23 protein-coding genes are annotated in these 21,717 nt (G+C 72.0%); 11 read left to right on the top strand and 12 right to left on the bottom strand.

Annotated elements, in window-relative coordinates:
* The first annotated feature begins 18 nt into the window (after nt 1-18).
* Entirely contained in the window at nt 19-669 is a 651-nt protein-coding gene (locus tag JKJ07_RS25530) for a DedA family protein (RefSeq protein WP_202994294.1), read from the top strand.
* On the opposite strand, the gene JKJ07_RS25525 is transcribed toward JKJ07_RS25530, so the two are convergent.
* Nucleotides 653-1,561: a LysR family transcriptional regulator gene (locus JKJ07_RS25525; protein WP_202994293.1), complete on the bottom strand. Its 909-nt coding sequence runs from the start codon at nt 1,559-1,561 to the stop codon at nt 653-655. The two genes, JKJ07_RS25530 and JKJ07_RS25525, sit on opposite strands and share 17 nt — an antisense overlap.
* Nucleotides 1,562-1,653: 92 nt before the next feature.
* On the opposite strand from JKJ07_RS25525, the gene JKJ07_RS50115 reads away from it, so the two are divergent.
* Nucleotides 1,654-5,226 (top strand): proline dehydrogenase family protein, encoded by a 3,573-nt coding sequence (locus tag JKJ07_RS50115; protein WP_236029862.1) that lies wholly within the window; start codon nt 1,654-1,656, stop codon nt 5,224-5,226.
* Nucleotides 5,227-5,534: 308 nt separating this feature from the next.
* On the opposite strand, the gene JKJ07_RS25515 is transcribed toward JKJ07_RS50115, so the two are convergent.
* Complete coding sequence (locus JKJ07_RS25515) at nt 5,535-6,476, bottom strand: phosphoglycerate dehydrogenase (RefSeq protein WP_202994292.1); 942 nt, start codon at nt 6,474-6,476, stop codon at nt 5,535-5,537.
* Between the two features lie 18 nt (nt 6,477-6,494).
* Here JKJ07_RS25515 and JKJ07_RS25510 point away from each other — a divergent pair, with 18 nt between their 5' ends.
* From JKJ07_RS25510 to JKJ07_RS25500, 3 genes are all read left to right on the top strand, one after another.
* A complete protein-coding gene (locus tag JKJ07_RS25510) occupies nt 6,495-7,559 on the top strand; it encodes an aminotransferase-like domain-containing protein (protein WP_202994291.1) in 1,065 nt (354 codons plus the stop codon).
* Between the two features lie 75 nt (nt 7,560-7,634).
* Nucleotides 7,635-8,270: an HNH endonuclease family protein gene (locus JKJ07_RS25505; protein ID WP_202994290.1), complete on the top strand. Its 636-nt coding sequence runs from the start codon at nt 7,635-7,637 to the stop codon at nt 8,268-8,270.
* A gap of 120 nt (nt 8,271-8,390) precedes the next feature.
* The gene (locus tag JKJ07_RS25500; RefSeq protein ID WP_202994289.1) at nt 8,391-9,257 is read left to right on the top strand and encodes an acetyltransferase; all 867 of its coding nucleotides are present in this window, start codon (nt 8,391-8,393) and stop codon (nt 9,255-9,257) included.
* A gap of 34 nt (nt 9,258-9,291) precedes the next feature.
* Here the strand turns inward: JKJ07_RS25500 and JKJ07_RS25495 are convergent, their stop codons facing one another.
* The gene (locus JKJ07_RS25495) at nt 9,292-10,194 is read right to left on the bottom strand and encodes a phosphotransferase family protein (protein WP_202994288.1); all 903 of its coding nucleotides are present in this window, start codon (nt 10,192-10,194) and stop codon (nt 9,292-9,294) included.
* A gap of 2 nt (nt 10,195-10,196) precedes the next feature.
* Nucleotides 10,197-10,712 (bottom strand): hypothetical protein, encoded by a 516-nt coding sequence (locus tag JKJ07_RS25490; protein WP_202994287.1) that lies wholly within the window; start codon nt 10,710-10,712, stop codon nt 10,197-10,199.
* A gap of 210 nt (nt 10,713-10,922) precedes the next feature.
* On the opposite strand from JKJ07_RS25490, the gene JKJ07_RS25485 reads away from it, so the two are divergent.
* The 3 genes from JKJ07_RS25485 to JKJ07_RS25475 are packed head-to-tail and all read left to right on the top strand — an operon-like array spanning nt 10,923 to nt 13,292.
* Complete coding sequence (locus JKJ07_RS25485; RefSeq protein WP_202994286.1) at nt 10,923-11,636, top strand: lysophospholipid acyltransferase family protein; 714 nt, start codon at nt 10,923-10,925, stop codon at nt 11,634-11,636.
* A complete protein-coding gene (locus tag JKJ07_RS51855; RefSeq protein WP_202994285.1) occupies nt 11,633-12,754 on the top strand; it encodes a glycosyltransferase in 1,122 nt (373 codons plus the stop codon). Before JKJ07_RS25485 ends, JKJ07_RS51855 begins: the two co-directional genes overlap by 4 nt.
* 58 nt (nt 12,755-12,812) lie before the next feature.
* Nucleotides 12,813-13,292, top strand: coding sequence for a VOC family protein (locus JKJ07_RS25475; RefSeq protein ID WP_202994284.1), 480 nt, complete (start codon nt 12,813-12,815; stop codon nt 13,290-13,292).
* 3 nt (nt 13,293-13,295) lie between these two features.
* Here the strand turns inward: JKJ07_RS25475 and JKJ07_RS25470 are convergent, their stop codons facing one another.
* On the bottom strand, nt 13,296-14,705 hold the full coding sequence (locus tag JKJ07_RS25470) for an aminotransferase-like domain-containing protein (protein ID WP_202994283.1): 1,410 nt from the start codon (nt 14,703-14,705) through the stop codon (nt 13,296-13,298).
* Between JKJ07_RS25470 and JKJ07_RS25465 the strand changes: the two genes are divergently transcribed.
* Complete coding sequence (locus tag JKJ07_RS25465; RefSeq protein ID WP_202994282.1) at nt 14,704-15,606, top strand: DMT family transporter; 903 nt, start codon at nt 14,704-14,706, stop codon at nt 15,604-15,606. The genes JKJ07_RS25470 and JKJ07_RS25465 overlap by 2 nt on opposite strands.
* On the opposite strand, the gene JKJ07_RS25460 is transcribed toward JKJ07_RS25465, so the two are convergent.
* Nucleotides 15,565-16,395: an alpha/beta fold hydrolase gene (locus JKJ07_RS25460; RefSeq protein ID WP_202994281.1), complete on the bottom strand. Its 831-nt coding sequence runs from the start codon at nt 16,393-16,395 to the stop codon at nt 15,565-15,567. The two genes, JKJ07_RS25465 and JKJ07_RS25460, sit on opposite strands and share 42 nt — an antisense overlap.
* Complete coding sequence (locus JKJ07_RS25455; protein WP_202994280.1) at nt 16,395-17,036, bottom strand: DUF4097 family beta strand repeat-containing protein; 642 nt, start codon at nt 17,034-17,036, stop codon at nt 16,395-16,397. Before JKJ07_RS25455 ends, JKJ07_RS25460 begins: the two co-directional genes overlap by 1 nt.
* A 205-nt stretch (nt 17,037-17,241) precedes the next feature.
* Between JKJ07_RS25455 and JKJ07_RS25450 the strand changes: the two genes are divergently transcribed.
* On the top strand, nt 17,242-17,973 hold the full coding sequence (locus tag JKJ07_RS25450) for a helix-turn-helix domain-containing protein (RefSeq protein WP_202994279.1): 732 nt from the start codon (nt 17,242-17,244) through the stop codon (nt 17,971-17,973).
* Here JKJ07_RS25450 and JKJ07_RS25445 read toward each other — a convergent pair.
* Complete coding sequence (locus JKJ07_RS25445; protein WP_202994278.1) at nt 17,929-19,017, bottom strand: glycosyltransferase; 1,089 nt, start codon at nt 19,015-19,017, stop codon at nt 17,929-17,931. The genes JKJ07_RS25450 and JKJ07_RS25445 overlap by 45 nt on opposite strands.
* 44 nt (nt 19,018-19,061) lie before the next feature.
* Between JKJ07_RS25445 and JKJ07_RS25440 the strand changes: the two genes are divergently transcribed.
* Complete coding sequence (locus tag JKJ07_RS25440; RefSeq protein WP_307834403.1) at nt 19,062-19,565, top strand: GNAT family N-acetyltransferase; 504 nt, start codon at nt 19,062-19,064, stop codon at nt 19,563-19,565.
* Here the strand turns inward: JKJ07_RS25440 and JKJ07_RS25435 are convergent.
* The 4 genes from JKJ07_RS25435 to JKJ07_RS25420 all read right to left on the bottom strand — a co-directional run bounded on the left by JKJ07_RS25435 (nt 19,551) and on the right by JKJ07_RS25420 (nt 21,679).
* Nucleotides 19,551-20,375: a metallophosphoesterase family protein gene (locus tag JKJ07_RS25435; protein WP_202994277.1), complete on the bottom strand. Its 825-nt coding sequence runs from the start codon at nt 20,373-20,375 to the stop codon at nt 19,551-19,553. The two genes, JKJ07_RS25440 and JKJ07_RS25435, sit on opposite strands and share 15 nt — an antisense overlap.
* A gap of 40 nt (nt 20,376-20,415) precedes the next feature.
* Entirely contained in the window at nt 20,416-20,766 is a 351-nt protein-coding gene (locus tag JKJ07_RS51850; RefSeq protein ID WP_202994276.1) for a UBP-type zinc finger domain-containing protein, read from the bottom strand.
* A gap of 9 nt (nt 20,767-20,775) precedes the next feature.
* Nucleotides 20,776-21,243 (bottom strand): aminoacyl-tRNA deacylase, encoded by a 468-nt coding sequence (locus tag JKJ07_RS25425; protein ID WP_202994275.1) that lies wholly within the window; start codon nt 21,241-21,243, stop codon nt 20,776-20,778.
* A gap of 61 nt (nt 21,244-21,304) precedes the next feature.
* Nucleotides 21,305-21,679 carry a hypothetical protein gene (locus tag JKJ07_RS25420; RefSeq protein WP_202994274.1) on the bottom strand — a complete coding sequence of 125 codons (375 nt, stop codon included), beginning with the start codon at nt 21,677-21,679 and terminating at the stop codon, nt 21,305-21,307.
* Nucleotides 21,680-21,717: the final 38 nt, after the last annotated feature.

Genomic DNA, 21,717 nt, shown 5'->3' with positions numbered 1-21,717 from the left:
CCATCGAAGGCGGCCTCCGTGATCCGTACGGTCGAGGTGAGGGAGGCGAGAGAATTGCTTGACCACCTGCTGCCGTTGATCGCGTCGCCGTGGCTCTACGTCGTCGTCTTCGCGATCGTGGCCATCGACGGATTCATCCCGGCCATGCCGTCCGACCCCGTCGTGATCGGGCTGGCCGCGCTGTCGGCGAGCGGGCCGCCCGACGTGGTGATGCTGGCCGCGGTGGTGATCACGGGCGGGCTGGCCGGCGATCGGGTCGCCTACCTGCTGGGGCGCACGGCCGGGCATCGGGTGCGCAACCCCAAGCTGGTCATGGCCAAGCAGAAGGCCGAGCGGGCGCTGCGGCGGCACGGCGGCGGCGCGATCCTGGTCGGGCGGTTCCTCCCGTACGGGCGCACCGCCACCGCCATGACGGCGGGCTCGGCCGGGTTGCCGCCGAGCCGCTTCACGCTGCACACCACACTGGCCGCGGTGGCGTGGGCGACGTACGCGATCGGCCTGGGCCGGCTCGGCGGCGAGACGTTCGCCCGGTCTCCGCTGCTCGGGGCGGCCTTCGGCATCGCTCTCGGCATGGTCATCGGCGGCGCCTACACGCTGGTGGAGCGGCGCCGCGCCAAGACGGCGGCCGAGGAGCCCGAGCCAGAGCTGGTCGCTAGCGGCCGCCGGTGAGCTCGGCCGCGACCTGCTCCAACGTCTCGCGCAGGGCGCGGGTCGTCGGCGAGGCGGCGCCGGCCACGCGCTGGGCCGTGAAGATCGTGCGGCGCGGCCGGTCGGGCAGGTCGAGCAGGCGGCACGAGGTGTCGCGGCCGAGCCAGAGCAGGTCGGGAATCAGGGCGACCGCGTTGCCCGACTCGACCAGCCGGATGTGGGCCTGCAGGTCGGCGGTCTCGTAACGGACGTCGGGCTCGAAGCCGGTGGACCGGCACAGCTGCTCGGCGAAGTGACGGGAGGCCGTGCCGCGCGGCTCCATCACCCAGGGCATGTGCCGGGCCTCGTCGAGGGAGGCCACCGGGTGCAGGGCCGCCTCCACCGCGGGCAGGGCCAGCCGGATCGCGTCGGTGGTGAGCGGGTGGCGATCGAGGCCGGGGTGGTGTGGCGCGGCGTGAGCCGGGTACTGCTCTGCGATCACCATGTCGAAGTCGCGGGCCCAGGTTTCGCGCAGCGCCTCCTCCGGCTCACGTTGCACCATTTCGACCCGTACGTCGGGAAAGCGGGACGCCATGGCGAGGAGTGTCGCCGGCATCAGGGCGAGCGCGGCCGACTGGAACACGGCGACCCGGACCCGGCCGCTGACCCGGGTCACCGACGCCTGCAGCCCGGCCTCCGCGCGCTCGAGGCTGTCGAGGATCTCGCCGACCGACGCGACCAGCACCTCGGCCTGCGGGGTCAGCTGCACCCCGCGCCCCGACTTGCGCAGCAGCGTCCGGCCGGCCTCCTTCTCGAGCAGGCTGAGCTGCTGCGACACCGCCGACGGGGAGAAGTTGAGCGCCTCGGCCACGGCGGCGATCGTGCCGCGGATGGCGAGCTCGCGTAACAGCACCAAGCGCCTGATCTCCAACATTGGTCATCCCCCGGAAATGTTAAGCAGAACTGAAGAGTACTCGTCGGAAACCGTCGCTTTTCCTGAACGGATCGTGGAAGGACACTTTCGGCATGTCTGACGTCGTCCAGTCCCGGCCCCTGAACGTCGAGCGAGACGAACTCGCCGACGAGGCCATCGCCCTGGTCCGCCGGTGGCTCCACGAGGCCTCGGCGATCAAGACCACCGGTTCCGCCGCGCAACTGGCCGGCCTGCTGCGCGACCCGAAGGGGCTGGCCTTCGCGGTCGGCTTCGTCGACGGCGTGGTCCGGCCGGAGGACGTACGGGTCAGTGCCCGCGCCCTGGCCGCCCTCGCGCCGGACGTGCCGCGGTTCCTGCCCGCTCCCCTGCGTGCCGCGGTGCGCGCCGGTGGCCTGCTCGCGCCGGTCATGCCCGGGGTGGTCGTGCCGATCGCCCGCCGGGTGCTGCGCCGCATGGTCGGCCACCTGATCGTCGACGCGACCGACGCCAAGCTGGGCCGCGCGATCGCGAAGATCAAGCGCCGGGACGTACGGCTCAACGTGAACCTGCTCGGCGAGGCGGTGCTCGGCCGGGGCGAGGCGACGCGGCGGCTGCGCGAGACCGAACGGCTGCTGGGCCGCGACGACGTCGACTACGTATCGATCAAGGTGTCCTCGACCGTGGCCCCGCACAACCCATGGGCGTTCGACGAGGCCGTCACCGAGATCGTCGAGCAGCTCACGCCGCTGTTCACGCTGGCCGCCACCGCCCGTACGCGCAAGTTCGTCAACCTCGACATGGAGGAGTACAAGGACCTCGACCTGACGATCGCGGTCTTCACCCGGCTGCTCGACAAGCCCGAGCTGCACAACCTCGAGGCCGGGATCGTGCTGCAGGCCTACCTGCCGGACGCGCTGGCCGCGATGATCCGGCTGCAGGAGTGGGCCGCGGTGCGCCGGCAGACCGGTGGCGCGGGCATCAAGGTGCGCCTGGTCAAGGGCGCGAACCTGCCGATGGAGCAGGTCGAGGCGACGGTGCACGGGTGGCCGCTGGCGACGTGGGGCTCGAAGCAGGAGACGGACACCAACTACAAGCGGGTGCTCGACTACGCGCTCGACCCCGCACGGATCGGCAACGTGCGGCTCGGGGTGGCCGGGCACAACCTGTTCGACGTCGCGTATGCGTGGCTGCTCGCCGGGCGGCGCGGGGTGCGCGAGGGCATCGAGTTCGAGATGCTGCTGGGCATGGCCGAGGGACAGGCCGAAGTGGTGCGGCGTGAGGTGGGCGGGCTGCTGCTCTACACCCCGGTCGTACGGCCCGAGCAGTTCGACGTGGCGATCGCTTATCTGATCCGGCGGCTGGAGGAAGGCGCGTCGAGCGACAACTTCATGTCGGCGGTGTTCGAGCTGGACAGCAACTCCTCGCTTTTCGCGCGCGAGCGTGACCGCTTCCTGGCGTCGCTGGCCGCGCTGGACTCCGCCGTGCCTGCTCCGCATCGGGTCGCCGGCCGCTTTGCCGCCACCCCCACCTCCGCCGCCCTCGCCACCCCCGACTCCCTCGCCGGCTCCGCCTCCCCCGCCGGCTCCGCCGTTCCCTCCACCCCCTTCGCCTCCCCCGCCGCCTCCGCATCCCCCGCCGCCTCCGCATCCCCCGCCTCCCCCTCCACCTCCGCCGATCCCACTACCTCCTTCACCCCCGTCTTCCATGTCGGACATTTCGTAAATGCGGCTGACACTGATCCCTCGGTCGCGGCGAACCGCTCGGTGGTGCGCGAGGTGCTCGGGCGGGTGGCGTCCTCGACGCTCGGGGTGGCCACGATCGATGCCGCGCGGGTCATCGACGAACGCCGGCTGGATGATCGCCTGGGTGCCCCGGTGGCCGCTGCCGATGCGTGGGGTTCGCTCTCGGGAGCCGCCCGCGGTGAGGTGCTGCACCGGATCGGCGAGGCCCTCGAGGCCCACCGCGCCGACCTGATCGAGGTGATGGCGTCCGAGACGGGCAAGACCGCCGACCAGGCCGACCCGGAGGTGTCCGAGGCCGTCGACTTCGCGCACTACTACGCGGAGCTGGCCGCGCAATTGGACGACGTCGACGGCGCGGTGGCCGTGCCCGAGAAGCTGACCCTGGTCACGCCGCCATGGAACTTCCCGGTCGCGATCCCGGCCGGCTCGGTGCTGTCGGCCCTGGCCGCGGGTTCCGCCGTCGTGCTCAAGCCGGCCGGGCAGGCCGAACGCTGCGGCGCCCTGCTGGCCGAAATCATCAAGCCGGTGCTGCCCGACGCCGACCTGCTCACGCTCGTGCAGGTCGAGGAGAACGGGCTGGGCCGCCAGCTGATCGCCCACGCGCTGGTCGACCGGGTGATCCTGACCGGGGCGTACGAGACCGCGCAGCTGTTCCGGTCGTTCCGCGCCGACCTGCCGCTGCTGGCCGAGACGAGCGGCAAGAACGCGATCATCGTGACCCCCAGCGCCGACCTCGACCTGGCCGTCAAGGACGTGGTGCACTCCGCGTTCGGGCATGCCGGCCAGAAGTGCTCGGCCGCCTCGCTGGTCATCCTGGTCGGTTCGGTCGCCAGGTCCGAGCGGTTCCGCCACCAGCTGCTCGACGCGGCGTCGTCGCTGACCGTGGGCTGGCCGTCCGACGCACGCAGCCAGGTCGGCCCGGTCGTCGAGCCGGCCGCGGGCAAACTGCTGGACGGCCTGACCAAGCTCGGCCCCGGCGAGAAGTGGCTGCTCGAGCCGAAGTCGCTGGACGGCAGCGGCCGCCTGTGGAGCCCCGGCATCCGCGACGGCGTGACCCGCGGGTCCGAGTTCCACCGCACCGAATACTTCGGCCCGGTGCTGGGCGTGATGACCGCGGCAACCCTGGACGAGGCGATCGACCTGGTCAACGACGTCGACTTCGGGCTCACGTCCGGGCTGCACTCGCTCGACCCGGCCGAACTGCAGACGTGGCTCGACCGCGTGCAAGCCGGCAACCTCTACGTCAACCGCGGCATCACGGGCGCGATCGTCCGCCGCCAGCCCTTCGGCGGCTGGAAGAAGTCGGCCGTCGGACCGGGCACCAAGGCCGGCGGACCCAACTACCTGGTCGGCCTGACCGGGTGGCGGTCAGCGCCCGCTGTCGACTCGGGAGACACGCCCTCGGATGTACGCGCGCTCCTGGCCGCGCTTCCGGAATCGGACATGCTCGCCCGCGCCGTCCGCAGCGACGCTCGGGCCTGGTCGGAGCATTTCGGGCAGTCGGATGTCTCCGGCCTCTGGGCCGAGCGCAACGTGCTGCGCTACCTGCCCGTCTCCGTCACCGTGCGCCTGTCCGCCGGCGCCCCGGTGGCTTCGTTGCTGCGAGTGGTGGCCGCGGGCGTGCGGACCGGCGCTCCCGTCCAGGTCTCCGTAGCCGAAGCGCTGCCGGCCGACGTGGCCGCAGCCATCCCGTTCGACATCCGCGTGGAGGACGACGCCACGTTCGCGGCCGGCCTGCGCTCGGTGAACCGGGTGCGCCTGATCGGCGGTTCGTTCGAGGCCCTGGCCCGCGCCACCGAAGGCCGCCCCGACCTGGCCGTGTGGTCGGGCCCGGTGACCGAGGCGGGCCGGATCGAGCTGCTCCCGTTCCTGCACGAACAGGCCGTGAGCATCACCGCACACCGCTTCGGCAACCCCGACAAGCTCGCTCAGTCAGCCCTGTAGTCCGCTCATCAACGGCCGCGCGGTGATACCTGCCGCGCGGCCGTTCGCCATTCATCGAGGCCCCTCAAAGGGCGAGCCCGCCGCACGATCATGCTCAGCGAGCGGCGTTTGATGCTCGTTTCTCCCCCAGCTGGCCGGACCACCGCACAACCATGTCCACCGAATGGCGTTTGATGCTCGATTCGCCCCCAGCCCGACCGGACCACCGCACAACCATGTCCACCAAGTGGCGTTTGATGCTCGTTTCACGCGGGGGCGGCCAGGGCCGGGATGGCGGGCCTGCTCGTTGGGCGTCGTTGCGCGGTTGTTCAGCGTTCGACGACGTTGCGCAGTGAGTGTCCGTTCTGGAAGGCGAGCACGTTCGCGCTGATCAGGGTGTCGGCGCCGAGGGGGCGGCCGCCGGCCACGTGTGGCGTCAGGATGACGTTGGGCTCGTTCCACAGGCCGGAGTCGTCGGGCAGGGGCTCGGTCTCGAAGACGTCCAGCGCGGCCCCGCCGATGGTGCCCTCGCGCAAAGCGTCGAGCAGCGCCTCCTCGTCCAGGGTGGCGCCGCGGCCCACGTTGACCACCCAGGCGTGCGCGGGAAGTTGCGCGAAGATGTCCGCGTCGAGCGCGTGCTGCGTGGCCGGGGTGGCGGGCAGGATGCCGATGAGCACGTCGGCCGTGGGCAGAAGGTGCGCGAAGTCGTCCTCGGTGACCACCTCGACGCCGTGCCGGGTGCCGGCGCTGCGGGCCACCCCGGTCACCCGGGCCCCCAGCGCGGTCAGGTGCGGCGTGAGCGCGGCCGCAATGCCCCCGAAACCCCAGATCACCACATGCGCGTCCCGGAGCGTGTAGAACCGCGCGGTATCGGGCGCGGCCTGCAACTCGCGCATCTCCTCGGCCCAGTGGTGACCCATCTGCGCACGAACGAGCACGTGCAGATGCCGTACGGCGGCCAGGGTCAGCGCCAGGGTGTGCTCGGCGACCGTCTGATCGTGCAACCCGCGGCCGGAGGTGATGACGACCTCGGGCGCGAACCCGGCCGCCACCACGGCGTCGGGCCCGGCCGCCAGGGTCTGCACCCAGCGCAGCTGCTTGAGCCGCTGGGCCGCGTCGCGCATCTGGTCGCCCGGGTTGTTCCAGACGACCAGCGCCTCGGCGTCGGTGTGCTCGTCGGGGATCGGCCGGTTGACGGCGTAGCGCACGGCGGTCACGCCCGCGGGCAGCTCGGGGTTCAGGTCGACGCTGTCGGGCAGCAGAAGCTTCATGTCCCCCATTCTGGTTCAGTGACGATCGTTCAGTTCGAGCACCGCGACGGAATCCTCGATCTCGGCTGGGGGCATCCGCTGCCCTCGCTGCTGCCGACGGGCGCGTGGGCGGCGGCCGCGGCGAGCGCCCTGCAGACGTACGGGTGGAAAGCGCTCACTTACGGCCATGAACCGGGGCCCGCCCCGCTGCGCGAATGGATAGCTTCGCGCACAAACGTGCAGTCCGCGGAGTGCACGTTTGTGACCGCGGGCGCCTCGCACGGACTGTCGCTAGTTGCGCAGGTGCTGGCTGAACCGGGCAACACCGTCCTGGTCGACTCCCCCACCTATCACTACGCGTTCAAGATCCTGACCGATCGCGGTCTCGAGCTGATCCCCGTACGGGCGGAGGACGCCGACGAGGTGGGCCGGCTGGCGCGCCAGCACCGGGCCGCCTTCCTGTACGTCGTCCCCACGTTCGGCAACCCCACCGGGCGCAGCCTCTCCCTCGAGCAGCGTCACGCGCTGGCCGCCCAAGGCCTGCCGATCGTCGAGGACGACCCCTACCGCGAGCTGTACTACGAGAGCGCGCCACTGCCGTTCACCGCCGGCAACGTGATCAGCCTGGGCTCGTTCGCGAAAACGGTCGCCCCCGGGCTGCGGCTGGGCTGGATCAGCGCGACCCCGGAGCTCGTCGGGCGGCTGACCCGGATCGGGTCGGTGCACAGCGGCGGCGGCGTCAACCACACGACCGCGCTCACCATGGCGGAGTTCGCCGGCTCAGGGGCGTACGGGAAGCATGTCGCTCTTTTGCGCGAACGCTATCGAACACACCGGGACGCCCTGAGCGACGCGATGAACGCCGATCGACCCGACGGCGGCTGGTTCCTGTGGCTGCGGCTGCCCGACGGCGTCGACGCGGAGTCACTGCTGACCGTCGCGGAGCGTCACGGGACGAGCTTCGTGCCGGGCCCACGGTTCCACGTCGACCGGCGGGGTGGTTCTGACCGCGTACGGCTCAGCTTTTCGCATTTGCCCCCGGCCGAGCTGACCGAGGCGGCCCGTCGCCTGACCGTCGCCATTCGTTCCGTCTTAGGACAGTAACGAGATCTACTGCCGCCGCGGCCGGACCGACAGACTGATCGACATCTATCTGATGGATGTCGATAGGAGCAGGTCATGCGTCGTCTCGTTGCCCGGATCTCGCTGGTCGTCGCCGGGGCGGTGACCGTCGGCCTGGTCGCCGCCGCGCCGGCCTCGGCGACCCCGCCCAACATCCCGTCCGCCACCACCGCCCAGTCGCAGCTCAACTCGCTCACCGTCGCCGCGCAGGGTTCGAGCAGCGGATACTCCCGCGACCTCTTCCCGCACTGGATCACGATCAGCGGCGCCTGCAACACCCGCGAGACCGTGCTCAAGCGCGACGGCAGCAACGTCGTCACCAGCTCGGCCTGCGCGGCCACCTCGGGCAGCTGGTATTCCCCCTACGACGGCGCGACCTGGAGCGCCGCGTCCGACGTCGACATCGACCACGTGGTGCCGCTCGCCGAGGCGTGGCGCTCCGGGGCGAGCTCGTGGACGACGGCGAAGCGGCAGAGCTTCGCCAACGACCTGACCCGGCCGCAGCTGATCGCGGTCACCGACAACGTCAACCAGTCGAAGGGCGACCAGGACCCGTCGACGTGGCAGCCGTCGCGCACCGCGTACCGCTGCACCTATGCGCGCATGTGGATCGGCGTCAAGTACTACTGGAACCTGACGCTGCAGTCGTCGGAGAAGACGGCCCTGCAGAGCGCGCTCGATTCGTACTGCTAAATTCTTTTCCGTACGCCGTCTGAGCCCGGAAGGAGGTCGCACCGTGTCCCACGAACTGCGCCCCTTCCGCGGCCCGGCGTTTCCGCGGTTCTGACCGGGGCGCGCGCTCCGGAGGTTCCGATGATCTACCGCCAGCTGCTCCCCGGCGAGGAAGCCGTCTTCGACGCTCTCGGCCCGGTCACCCCGATCTCGTACGCCGACGGCCTCGCCGGCGGCGGTTTCCACCCCTCCCGTACGTGGGTCGCCCAGCGCGACGGCCAGGTCGTGGCGCGCGCCGCGTGGGTGCTCCCGCCCGGCGCGGCCGGCGACCCGTGGCTCGAGGTCTTCGACCTGGTCGACTCCCCCGCCGTCGGCGCCTCGCTGCTGGCCGCGGCCCATGCCGCGCTCGGCGGCGCCCACCCGTTCCACGTCACCCTGCCGGCCGACGAGCGCGTCCTCGAGGCGGCCCGCCTGGCCGGTCTGGCCCCGGCCGTCGAGCGCCGGCGTTTCCGTTGGTCCGGCGCCCCCGTCGAGAGTCCAGCCCTTCCCGTACGCCCGTCGACCGGCCCCGGCGAGGTGCGCGATCTGGTCTCCCGGATCGCCCGCCCCGACGTGCTCACCGGTTCCGAGACCGCGCTGACCGTGGCCGGTCTCGACCTGGCCCGCGACCCGCTCCCGTGGGTGACCGGCCCGGCCGCGGCCTGGCACGTGCTCGCCGACGGCACCGGCGTGGCCGGGACCGCGGGCGAGGCCTGCTGGCCGATGCTCGTCTACCTCGGCGTCCGGCCCGAAGCCGCCCCCGGGGCCCGGTCGTCGCTGCTCGCCGCGTCGCTCGGCGCACTGATCGCGGGCGGCGCCGAGGAGGTCGTCGCGGACGTCGAGTCCACCCTCACCGACGCGATGACCGATCTGGACCGGGCCGGATTCCGCCAGATCAGGGCCCGGATGACCCTCCAGCCGCCGCGCCAGGCAGCCACCAGCGCCCGGCTCCGGTCGATCGAGCGCTAGGCCTTCACCAACTCGCGATCCGATCGATCGTGCGCTAGGCCTTCACCAATTCGCGGATCCGGTCGATCGAGCGGCGGAAGTAGCGGTGCTCGACCGGCCGGGTCAGGAAGTCGGCCAGCGCGAACAGGTCGGCCGCCTGGCTGATCCGGCGCCAGTTCGGCGGAAGCTCGCCGCCGGCGTCGCGGAAGCCGCCCAGGAATCCGTCGAGAAACACCGGCGGCCGCGGGTCGCGCAGCATGTTGCCGATGTCGACCAGCGGCGTGCTGCTGAACGCGAACTCCCAGTCGAGCACGGCCGCCACCCGCCACCGGCCGGTCGACGACCGGGCCACAAGCAGGTTCTTCGGGTTGAAGTCGGAGTGCACCAGCCGCCGGGATCCCTTCACCGCGGCCAGGTCAGTGGCGGCTGCGACGGCGTACCGCCGAAGGGCTTCCTGCTCTTTCTCGGTCAGGTGACCGGCGGCGTTGCCCTCGCGGAGACAGCGGTCGACGAACTGGTCGAGGCCCACCGTCGGCTCCAGACCGTCGGGCTGCAGGCCGTCTTTGAAGAAGCCGGGCGCCTCGAACTCGATCGTCCCGATGGCGGCGAGGGCGGCCCCGACCTCACGCCCGAGGTCGACGTCGTCGCCCACCACCTCGTTGAGCGGCCGGCCCTCGACAAATGTCGACAGCAGCAAGGGCTCGCCCGCACTCGCGCCCGTCGGGTCGGCCGCCACCACCTCGGCCACCGGCACCGTGCCCTTGAGCCGGGCGGCGAGGGCGGACTCGAGCGCGCACTTGTTGTGCCGCAGATACCGCCGGAGCACATACCGGCCGCCGTCGTCGGTCGTGAGAGCCGTGTTCTCGTTGCTGTAGCCACCGGTCAGCCGCCGCGACTCGACGATCCGGCGGCCCGGCAGGGCGACGTTCTCGACCCAGTCCACAACGGACGGTTTCATACTCACTGCTCCTCGGTCCGGTTTCGCTGCGACTTGATCCAGCCGAGCGCCGCGCAGGCGATCGGCCACCAGTGGCGTTCCCCCAGCAATCCCGGCGCCTCGGCACGGCCGACCCAGGTGCCAAGCGTCTCGTCGGGCGGCGGCGTCTCCGCACGGGGCGTGAAGACCAGGACGTTGGCGACCGGGACGGGCAGCCGGTAGGCGTCGTCGGGCTCGGGCACGATGTTGCGCACGTAGCCGACGCACCGCGTCGCCACCTCCTCGCCGAGATGGACGCGACACAGGCTGGCGAGACCTGCCTGCCACTCGTGGGCGACGGTCAGGCAGGTGGTCGGGATGTCGAGGCCCTTGGCCGTCGGCACGCAGAAGATCTCGCCCGGCGCCCGGGTCAGCAGCAGCCGCACGATGACGGTGGGCCGGGGAATGTCGAGGTCGTCGCCGGCCCAGACCTCGGCGGTGCTCCCTGCCGGCAGCCACGACGCGCCGGGCACCGTACGAACGAGCCGCGGGAAGTCCATCACCGCACCCTCGTCTGGATCTTGGCTGTTACCGAGCACTTACCCACCTCCGAACCACCCCCGCCCTGGGGGTGTGCCGACCATACGTGGCGCGTGTGACGGGAATTGGGTTTTCCACAGGGCGGTGGCTCGGCGCGCGAAGCGGATCCGGAGTCGTCCACAGCCACGGGTGCGGGCTTGACACGGTGGATTGGCCCTACGATGTTCGCCATGCTGCGTGCCTTCTCGGTGGCGTACTGGGCGTTCATCGGGATCAGTTGTGTCGTCTTCTTCCTGGGCGCGGTCCTGGTGTGGCTGCTGACGCTGCCGTTCGACCGCCGACGCGTGGTGCTCCACCTGTATTCGTCGGCCTGGGCCTCGTTCTACGTCTACGTGAACCCGCTGTGGCGCCTCCGCGTGACCGGCCGGCGGCTGGTCCCGTGGCACGGCCCGGCGGTGCTGGTGGCCAACCACGCGTCGCTCATCGACATCCTGGTGCTGTTCGCGCTGTTCCGGCCGTTCAAGTGGGTGTCGAAACAGGAGATCTTCAGGGTTCCGCTGATCGGGTGGAACATGCGGCTCAACGATTACGTCCCGCTGGTGCGCGGCAGCGCCGAATCGATCCGCCGCATGATGGCCCACTGCGACCGGCTGCTGGCGGCCGGCTCGCCCGTCATCATGTTCCCGGAGGGCCGGCGCACCTCCGACGGCGAGCTTCAGCCCTTCAAGGACGGCGCTTTCGAGCTTGCCGTACGCCACCAGGTGCCGGTCATTCCGATCGCGGTCCACGGCACCCGGCGCGCCCTGCCCCGCCACGGTCTCGTGCTGCGCGACCACGTCGACGTGCACGTGGAAGTGCTGCCGCCGATCGAGCCGCACGACGACGTCTCGTCCCTGAAAGCGCTGGCCCGCAAGTCGATCGCGAGCGCACTGACCGCACCGTGAGGATCGCCCACTTCTGCGACAGCCACGCCGGCCGTCCCGACGGAGTGTCCCGATCCGCGGCCCTGACCGTCGCCCTGTTGCGCTCGGCCGGTCACGAAGTCGACTTCTACGACCCGGCGAGCGTTCCGTCCGTGCCCCTGCCCGGCCGCCAGCTGCGCATCGGATCGCCGTGGTTCCGCTGCCGCCCGGCCGACCTCGTGCACGCCCACACGACCGGCCCGATCGGCATGACCGGTTTCCGGATGGCCGCCGCGTGGCAGGTGCCGCTGGTCGTCACCTGGCACACCGACCTGGTCGCGTACGGCGACGCCTATCCCGAGGTCCCGGCCGGCGCGTCCTGGTGCGCGCTGCAGTTGCGGCTCGGCTGGTCGCCCCGGGAGTTCCTCGAGCTGACCCGGCCCGGCCCGCCCCGCCGGGCCCGCCTGGTCGTGCTGGGCCAGGGCATGTTCGCCCGGATGACCGCCGCGATCGCCCCGTCACCCAAGACCGCCGCCGGATTCCACGAGTTCGCCACCGCCGGCCGCCTGCCCCAGGTCTGCGTGCTGCCAACGCCGGTCGTCCTCCGCCCGCGAGCCCGTTCCCCACGGCAGGGCAGCGTCGTCCTGTCGGTCGGCCGCGCGACCGCCGAGAAGAACCCGGAGCTCCTGTTGAGCGCCTTCGCGCAGCTGCTGCCCGACAAGCCCGACGCCCGGCTGATCCTCCTCGGCGTCCGGCTGGGCCGCGCGAAACTGGCCCGCCGCATCTCCGCGCTCGGCCTCACCGATCACGTCGAGGTGCTGCCCCCGGTGCCGCCCGCACAAGTCGCCGCCTTCTACGACCGCGCCGACGTGCTGGCGTTCGCCTCCACCACCGACACCCAGAGCCTGGTGCTGGCCGAGGCAGAAGCGTCCGGCCTGCCCGCGGTGGTGGCCGACCCTGCCCTCGCCGACCGGCCCGGCGGCGCCCCACCCCGCTTCACCTGCGACCCGGCACCCTCGACGTTCGCCGCCGCCCTGCACCGCATGCTCACCGACGCCGCCTTACGCGCAACCGTGACAGCAGACGGCATGAAGGCAACCGAGGCGTACACCCCCGACGTCTACCTCGTCCGCCTCGTCGACCTCTATCAACGCCTCTGACTGGCGGCCGGCATCGCTGCGGTCGGGAAGTGACCGGAATCGCTGGTTGGCTCGGGACATGAGCATCTTGCACACACCCGAGCACGGCGCCGTCCTGAACCCGTTCGTCATGGTCGACGGCGCGGCCGGCCTCATCACGTTCGTGTCGGAGGTCTTCGGCGTCGAGGAGAACCCGGAGGCGCACACCGAGATGCCCGACGGCAGGCTCATCCACTCGGAGCTGCGCCTCGGCACCGTCGACCTGATGATCGTCGACCGGCTGGACGGCTGGCCGTCGCGACCGGGCCTGTTGCAGGTCTGGGTCACCGACGTCGCGGAAGTGCAGAAACGAGCAGCCGTAAGAGGCGCCACGGTCGTCACCGAGCCGACCCCGTTCTACGGCGAGACGACGCTGGGCCGCATGCTCGACCCGTGGCAGAACCTGTGGTGGCTCTACGCCCCGGCCCCCGGCCAGGCCGACCCGATCCCCCACTGGGACGACGAGGCCTCGGACACGATCTTCACCACGCTCGACGCCGCGCTGCGCACCCTCCGGTAGCGCTCACCGCGGATGGCGGGAAGCCTGGTCGAGTGCGCGCTTCAAGCGCACGACGGCCTCGTCCATCAGCTCGGGCGGGGACGCCGCGTAGGTGAGGCGGAGAAAGGAATCCGGGGGCTCCGCGGCGAACCAGGGCCGCCCAGGAAAGACGATCACGCCCTCGGTGGCCGCGGCGGCCGCCAGGGCCACGTCGTCGACGTCCGGGCCGAGACGCACCCACAAGTGCAGGCCGCCGTGGGGAACCTCGACCGCGTCGAGCGGCAGATGGCGGCGCAGGGCGGTCATGAGCGCATCGCGGCGGGCGCGTAGTTCCTTCTTGAGCGAGCGGAGATGGCGGTCCCACGCCGGGGAGGTCACCAGTTCGAGCGCGGCCTGTTGCAACGGTCCGGCCACGAACAGGTCGTCGAGGATGCGGGCCGCGCGCAGGCGGGCGCCGGCCTGACCGCGGGCGCCGACGGCGGCGATGCGCAGGCCCGGGGCGGCCGACTTGGTGAGGGAGCGCAGATAGACGACATGACCGTCCGGGTCGTCGGCTGCGAGCGGCCGTGGCGGGGTGCCGTCGATGGCCAGGTCGCGTGCGTAGTCGTCCTCGATCAGAAAAGAACCTGCTTCCCGTACGGCGTCGAGCACCTCGCTGCGGCGGTGCGGGGCGAGCGTGGCGCCGGTCGGGTTGGCGTACAGGGGCTGGCTGTAGAAGAGCCGGGCGCCGGTGCGGGTGAACGCCGCGCGCAGCTGGCCGGGCAGCACGCCGCCGGCGTCGGCCGGCACGGGGATCACGGTGAGCCCCGCGGCACGGGCCGCCGCCAGGGCGCCGAGGTAGGTCGGCGACTCGACGAGCAGGGTGTCGCCGGGGCCGGCCAGCGCGCGCAGCGTCGACGAGATCGCCGCCTGGCCGCCGGGGCTGATCACCATGTCGTCGGCCCGCAGCCCGAGGTCGCGGGCGAACCAGGCGCGCAGGTCGGCCCGGCCCTCGGCGGGTCCGCGCTGCCAGGCGGCGGGCTGGCGGGCGGCCCGGGCCAGCGCCGCGCCGAGGGCGGCCGCCGGCTGCAGGTCGGGGTCGAGGTAGCCACCGGACAACGCGATCGCCCCGGTGGGCGGTATCGCGAGTAACGCCTGGAGCTCCTCCTCGCCGGGGCGCCGCGCACCGAGCGCGACGGTCTGCCACGCCAAGTCGGGCCCGGCCTGGCGGCGCGCCTCGGCCTCGCGGTCCCGGACGAATGTTCCCTGACCGGGACGGGCCTCGACCAAGCCCTCACGAACCAGCGCGCGGATCGCGGCGGCCACCGTCACCGGCGAGGCGTGGTGCCGGGCGGTCAATTCCCGCACCGAGGGAAGGCGCGTCCCACCCGGGGCCGAACCGGCCCGGCCCCGCAGATCTTGGATAACGCGATCGGTTGCGTTACCGTCTCCCATGAGAGTGAAGAGTAGCGCTACCGACACCGAGACGGTAACAGCCGGCGGGCTGGTTCTGGGGGCGCTCGGTGTTCTCGCGTTCAGCATGTCGCTGCCGGCCACCCGGGTCGCCGTGGGTGAGCTCGACGCGTGGTTCGTGGCGTTCGGGCGGGCCGTCGGGGCGGCGATCCTGGCCGCCGCCTATCTGAGCATCACTCGCGCGCCCCGGCCGTCCGGCGCGCAGTGGCGGCGGCTCGCGGTCGTCGCCCTCGGGGTGGTGGTCGGGTTTCCGCTGTTCACCTCGCTGGCCCTGACCACCCAGACGTCGGCCCACGGCGCCGTGGTGGTGACCTTGCTGCCGGCCCTGACGGCGATCTTCGCCGTGCTGCGGGCCGGGGAACGCCCTCCCCCGCTGTTCTGGCTGGCCAGCCTGGCCGGCCTGGTCGCCGTCCTGACGTTCCTGATCGTGACCGGCTCGGCCGGCGGGGCGGTCGCCGCCTCCGATCTGTTCCTGCCGGCGGCCGTCGTCCTGTGCGGACTCGGGTACGCGGAGGGTGGCGCCCTCGCCCGCGAGCTCGGCGGCGCCCGCACGATCTGCTGGGCGCTGCTGCTCTCGCTGCCCGCGACCGCGTCGATCACCGTGGTCTCGATCGCCGTCGAACCCCCGCACGCCGGAACCGCGGCCTGGTTGGCGTTCGCCTACCTGACCGCGGTCTCGATGTTCCTCGGGTTCTTCGCCTGGTACGCCGGTCTGGCCCGGGGCGGGATCGCGCGGGTGGGCCAGATTCAGCTGACCCAGCCCGTGCTCACCCTGCTCTGGTCGGCCCTCCTGCTGGGCGAGACCGTCACCCCGGCCGCACTGGTGGCCGCCGTGGTCGTCCTAGCGTGTGTGGTCCTGATCCAGCGAACCCGGCGGCGATGAGTCACGGTCCAGCGCGGCCACTTCCCGTACGGCCGAGGAAACCGCCCCGAAGTCCTTGCGCAGGATCGCCCCGTGATTGCTGTTCACCTTGGCACTGATGGCCAGGTGCGGGTTGCGGGCGACCGCCGACTCCAGCCCGGCCCGGATCCGCTCCTGCTCGCCGCCCTTGCTGCCGAACGACTTTCCCGATGCCACCACATAGCGCGTCGGGACCGTGAGCGAGTCGAGCACCGGCCCGAGCGCCTCCGGCCGGGACAGCCGGCCGAGCTCGATGTTGCTCTCGGCCTGCTGCGCGGCGGTCATCCGGGGCATCATCCCGACCGTACGCAGCACCGGCGCGAGCACGGTGAGCCGGCGGAACAGCGTCCGGATCCGCTGTTCCATGGCCTCGTCGAGCCAGTCGTACGGGAAGGCGCCGTCGACCAGAACCGCGCCCACCGTACGCTCCGGGTGGCGCTCGGCCCAGTGCGCGGCCACGACCGCGCCGTAGGACCAGCCCACCAGCACGGCCCGCTGCACGCCCCGGGCCGCGAGGACCGCGTCCACATCCCGTACGGCGGCCTCGAACGAGTAATCCGCCGAGCGACGGGATTTGCGGCCACGGGCCCGCTCGTCGAAGGTGATGTGCCGCCACGCGGGTCCGAGATCGGCGAGCACCCGCCGCCAGTAGCCCTGAGTGGCGAACTGTCCGTTGAGGTAGAGCACCGGGACTCCGTCGCCGCCGGTGTCGGTGACGGCCAGGGCGGTGTCGTCCACCGGCACGAGGCCGGTCCACGGTGAGCCGGTCATCAGAGGCCCCGAGCGGTGATGTCACCACGGGCGGTGGTGGCGCGGATGGTGAGCTCGGCGGTGCCGTCGTTCTTGAGCGAGTTGCTGACCCGGCCGAAGGAGGTGCCGGCGTCCAGCGTGCCGGCCTTGGCGCCGACGGTGATGTCGCCGTCCTGGGTGGTCAGGATGACGGTGCCGCGGGTGGCCTCGTCGATCCGGATGGCGCCGCGGGCGGTGCTGATCTCGGCAGGACCGGTGAGCCGGCCCACCGAGACGTCGCCGTCGACCGCGGTCAGGCGCAGGCTCGCGGCCTCGTCCAGCTTGATGTTCCGGTACGCCCCCTCGAAGGCGACCTCGCCCAACCGGCCGACACCGCGCAGCTCGGCGGCGGCGCTGTGGCCCTCGACCCGCGAGCCGGCCGGCAGCTGGACGGTGACCTCGACCGAGCCCGCCTTGTCGTCCGACGGGGCCTCGATCCGCAGGACGCCGTCGGCGAAGGCGACCGTGGTCTCGGCCGCGCTGCGCTCGTCGCGGTCGCTGCCGGGCTGGACCGGCCGGACCTCGACGACCGTGTCGGCGCGCTCGGCGGCGATGAACTGGACGCGGCCGGCGGGGACGGTCAGCACGGCGGCGATCGGGGCGGGGGTGGCGAACTGGTTCATCGTTCTCTCCTAGGACTCGTCGTTTCCGATGCGACAAACGCTACGTTGCTTTCCAGGTTAGAGCAACACTGAAGTTGCAACGGCTACCCCTAGTGCCAGCTCAGAGCCGTTATTTCATTGCAACGGTTCGGAATTTAACGCAACATTGCATTGCAATGGCCGATGCTGAACGATAGGGTGAGGGCCGAACGAAAGGGGGCTGAGCATGCCGGGAGGCCGACTCACCCAGCAGGAACGCCACCAGATCGCGCTGGGCCTGACCGACGACCTGCCCTACGCCGAGATCGCGCGGCGGCTCGACCGTCCCACCTCGACGGTCACCCGCGAGGTGATGCGCAACGGCGGCCCCACCGCCTACCGCGCCGACCTCGCCCACCACGCCACCGAACGGCGCGCTCACCGAAGCCGGCCCGTCCAGAAAGGGCAGCAGCCGCCGCAAAGGCGGGAGCGAGCCGAATACGAGGAGACGCTGACCGGCGTGCTGATCGGCTCGGGCCTGCCCAAGATGACGGCCCGCGTGCTGACCTGCCTGTTCACCGTCGACGAGGGCAGCCTCACCGCCTCCGAGCTGGCCCGGCGCCTGCAGGTCAGCCCGGCCTCCATCTCCAAGGCGATCGCGTTCCTCGAGAGCCAGAGCCTCGTGCGGCGCGAGCGTGACGAGCGCCGCCGCGACCGTTACATCGTCGACGACGAGCTGTTCTATCAGGCCACGATCGCCAGCGCCCGCGCCAACGACCAGCTCATCGCCACCGCCCGGCAGGGTGTCGCTGTGCTCGGCCCCGGCACCCCCGCCGCCGAGCGGCTGGAGAAGATCGCCCGGTTCCTCGACTTCGTCAGCGAGAACATCCTGCGCGCCGCCGAGCAGGGCCGGGCCGTGCTGCACACGAAGCCGTCAACCGGCCAGCTTCTCGAGCGATCCGACGACGGAGTCCGGTGACGGCATGCCGGCGATCTCGTCGGCGACCTGCCGAGCCGCCACCCGCAGCCCCTCGTCGGTGACCAGCCGGTTCAGGTCGGCCGCGGTGATGGCGCCGGCCGCCACGGCCAGACCGGCGCCCCGCTGGGCCAGCAGCTCGGCGTTGAACCGCCGGTCGCCCGCGCCCGGGGTGGTCAGCTGCGGCACGCCGGCCGCCAGACCGCCGAGCACGCTGCCCGCCCCGGAGTGGTGCACGAAGCCCGCCGCGTACGGGAGCAGTTCGTTGAGCGGAACCCGCCCGGCCTCGCGCACATTGGCCGGCAGCGGACCGTGCTTGGCCGGGCGCACGAGCACGAACTCGGCGTCGACCTGAGCCGCGGCGGCGATGACGGCCGGGCCCGGGTTGCCGTCGTTGGGCCCGTCGAGGGTGCTGCGGCTGACCAGCACGCGGGGCTTGTCGCCGGGAGCGAGCAGCCAGGGCGGGATCTCGCCGCCGCCCGAGAACGGCACCGGGCGCAACAGCTGCGCACCCGCGGCGGGGGCACGCAGGCTCGGCGGCGTGACGGCCAGGGTCAGCACGGGCGCCGCGATGTCCATTCCGGACAGGGCGGAGCTGCCGGTGACCGCGCGATAGAGCTCGCCGGCCGGCCACAGCGTGTTCTCCTGCAGCACCGACGGAATGCCGAGACGACTGGCCACCACCGCGCCCGCCTCGCCCAGCGACTCGAAGACGATCAGGTCGGGCCGTTCCCGCTCGGCCAGCGCCTGCAACGGGCCGAGCAGCGCCAGGTTGGCCCGGCCGAACAGCTCGCCGACGAAGCCGTGCCCGGCGCGGCCCCGCATCTCGGCGCGGGCCAGCCCGGGGTGGCGCAGCGCCACGCGGATCGCGCTGCGCGGCAGGCTGAACCCGCCGCCGATGTCCTCGGTGCGCAGGCCCAGCACGTCGGGCGGGAAGCCCCCGGCGGCCAGGATCACGTCGTGCCCGGCATCGCGGCAGGCGGCGGCGAGCGGGACCAGCGGCAGCAGATGCCCCTGCAACGGCGAGGCCACGAAGACGATGCGCATAAATCGGTTCTACCATCCGTTACCTGGGACTAGCCTGAGCCGCTGTGACTCGTATCGTGCACCTCAGCGCCGAGGCTTTTCGCGCGCTGGCCGACGGCGACGTGGCCGCCGCCGGGAAGGCCGGTCCCGTCGCGGTGTCCGAGTGGCTGGCCGCCCCCGAGAACAGCGGCGTCTGGCGGATGCGGCTCGAGCAGGCGCGGAACGACCCCGGCAGCGAGGCCTGGACGACCGGGATCGTCTGGGACCCCGTACGGGGGAAGGCTGTTGGTCGTGCCGGTTTTCACGCCCCGCCCGACGCCGAGGGCATGGTCGAGATCGGCTACGCCATCGACCCCGAGTTCCGCCGGCAGGGCTACGCGCGGGCGGCCCTGGAGTCGCTGCTCGCCCGGGCCAAGGCCGACCCTTCCGTACGCCGGATCCGCGTCAGCATCAGCCCCGACAACCTCGCGTCGCGAAATCTCGCCCTGCCCTACGGTTTCGAGCAGGTCGGCGAGCAGTGGGACGAGGAGGACGGCCTCGAGATCGTCTACGAGCTAGCCTGCCCCTAGCTCGTCGAGCACGGCCGACAGGGCCTCGGCACTGAGCTCATGGGCCGTCTCGCCGGCGTGCGGGTCACGGGCGTGCAGGACGTGCAGCAACGGCGAGTGCGGGGTGCTCAGGTCGACCAGGGTCGCGGACGCCCCGCGTACGGCTCGCTCTGTGCCCGGAAGGCCGGTGAGGTCGATGCGCGTGATCACGCCGGGGGTCACCCACACCGGCACCGACTCGAGCAGGCCGAACAGCTGCAGGTGGAAGTGGCCGGTGAGGATCAGCCGGACGTCGCGGCCGCGGATCGCCTCGGCCAGCGCCTCCGGGTTGAGCAGGCCCAGCTTGTGCTGCACCTCGACGCCGGGCAGGCCGATCGGCGGGTGGTGGAAGGCCAGCACCGTGCCGTGGGGGGCGGGCGTCGACAGGGTGTCGCGCAGCCACGCGAGCTGGTCGTCGCCGAGCCACCCGTACGCCTTGCCCGGCACCAGCGTGTCCAGCGTGATCAGGCGGAACCCGTCGATCTCGGTCGCCGCGACCAGGTCGTCGCCGAGCACCGACGCGAAGGCCTTGCGCTCGTCGTGGTTGCCCGTGGTGTAGAGCGCCGGAATGCCCCGCGCCGCAGCGAACCCGCCGACCAGGGCCCGCACATCCTCGTACGCCTCGGGGCTGCCGTCGTCGGCCACGTCGCCGGTGACCAGGACCGCGCTCAGCCGGGTGAGCCGCTCGCAGCCGGCCAGCATGCGGCGCAGCGACTCGCGCGAGTCGATGCCGTCGGCGTTGGGGCCGGGCGCGGCGGTGAGATGGGTGTCCGACAGGTGCAGGATCCTCATCGGAGCAAGCTAGCGAGGATCCCGCGCCCGTGCGAAACGATTATCGGTTGAGCTTCGTACGCCAGTCGGCCGGCACGTTTTCGGCCGGGCCGGGCACCGACTGGTCGTCGGGGCGGCTGGTCGCCGGGGCGAGCTGCGGGCCGTTGCCCGCCTCCTGCGTGGTGAAGTCCCAATACCAGTCCTCGCCGGGCTCGAACGACTGGATGACGGGGTGGCCGGTCTCGCGCCAGTGGGCTGTCGCGTGCTGCGCCGGTGAGGTGTCGCAGCAGCCGATGTGCCCGCACTGGGCGCAGCGGCGCAGGTGGAACCACCATCCGCCGTTGTCGAGGCACTCGACGCAGCCGGTGCCGGAAGGGGGAACGTCGGGCTGGATCGCGTTTTCACTCGTCACGCGACGAAACTACCCCACCTCGTCGGTGACGTCCGCGAAGGTTCCGCCGAGCGCCTTGACGGCATCGTCGGCGGGCACCTGCAGCCCGACGCCGTGAGCGCCCGCGCCGAGGTTGATCGTCCGTCCCGCCGTACGGGAATCGGCGATGACGGGCCAGGCGCGGGCCGAACCGAACGGGGTGATGGTGCCGCGCTCGTAGCCGGTGGCCTGCTTGGCGGTGGCCGCGTCGGGCATCGAGAGCCGGTTGACGCCGAGCAGGGCGCGCAGCTTGGGCCACGAGATCGAGCGGTCGCCGGGCACCAGCACGAACACGTAGTCGTCGTCGGCGCGCCGGACGACCAGGGTCTTGACCAGGTCGCGGATCTCGACGCCCTGCGCCTCGGCGGCCTCGGCGACGCTGCCGACCGGGCCGTGCGTCAGGATCGTGGGCTGCAGGCCGAGGGCGAGGGCCGCGGCCTCGGCGGGGTTCGTCGACATGGGTCGAAAATAGCGTCAGGCCACACCCGGATCGGGTGTGGCCTGGCAATTCTGTGACGGATCAGTCGTCGTCGCCGCCGCGGTCACGGTCGTCGCCGCGGTTGCGGTCGTGATCCCGGTCGCGCCAGTCCCACGACTTCGAGACCTTCAGCTCCCAGTCCCCGCGGTGACGACCCCAGCGAACGAAGTCGCAGTCGTAGTCGTCCCACCGGTCCCGGCGCTCGCCGATCCGGCCGGCCCAGTCGCATTCGCGCCGGCTGTCGTAATACCCGGCCGTCCAGTCACGGTCGCGCCGCGGCTGGTCCGCCGTGGTCGTGGCCGTGCGGGCCGCCGAGTCTGGTGCGGATGTCGACGCCATGGCCGGAGCGGCCCCGAGCGTCGCGCCCGTCATCAGGCTCAGTCCGGCGAGTGTCAGAATCCGCGTTGCCGCTTTCATGGTTCACCCTTCCTCGAGCCGATTTGTGCACCCCCAGA

It is taken from the genome of Paractinoplanes lichenicola (assembly GCF_016785085.1).
GTDB lineage: Bacteria > Actinomycetota > Actinomycetes > Mycobacteriales > Micromonosporaceae > Actinoplanes > Actinoplanes lichenicola.
This window is presented reverse-complemented; position numbering and strand designations above follow the sequence as displayed.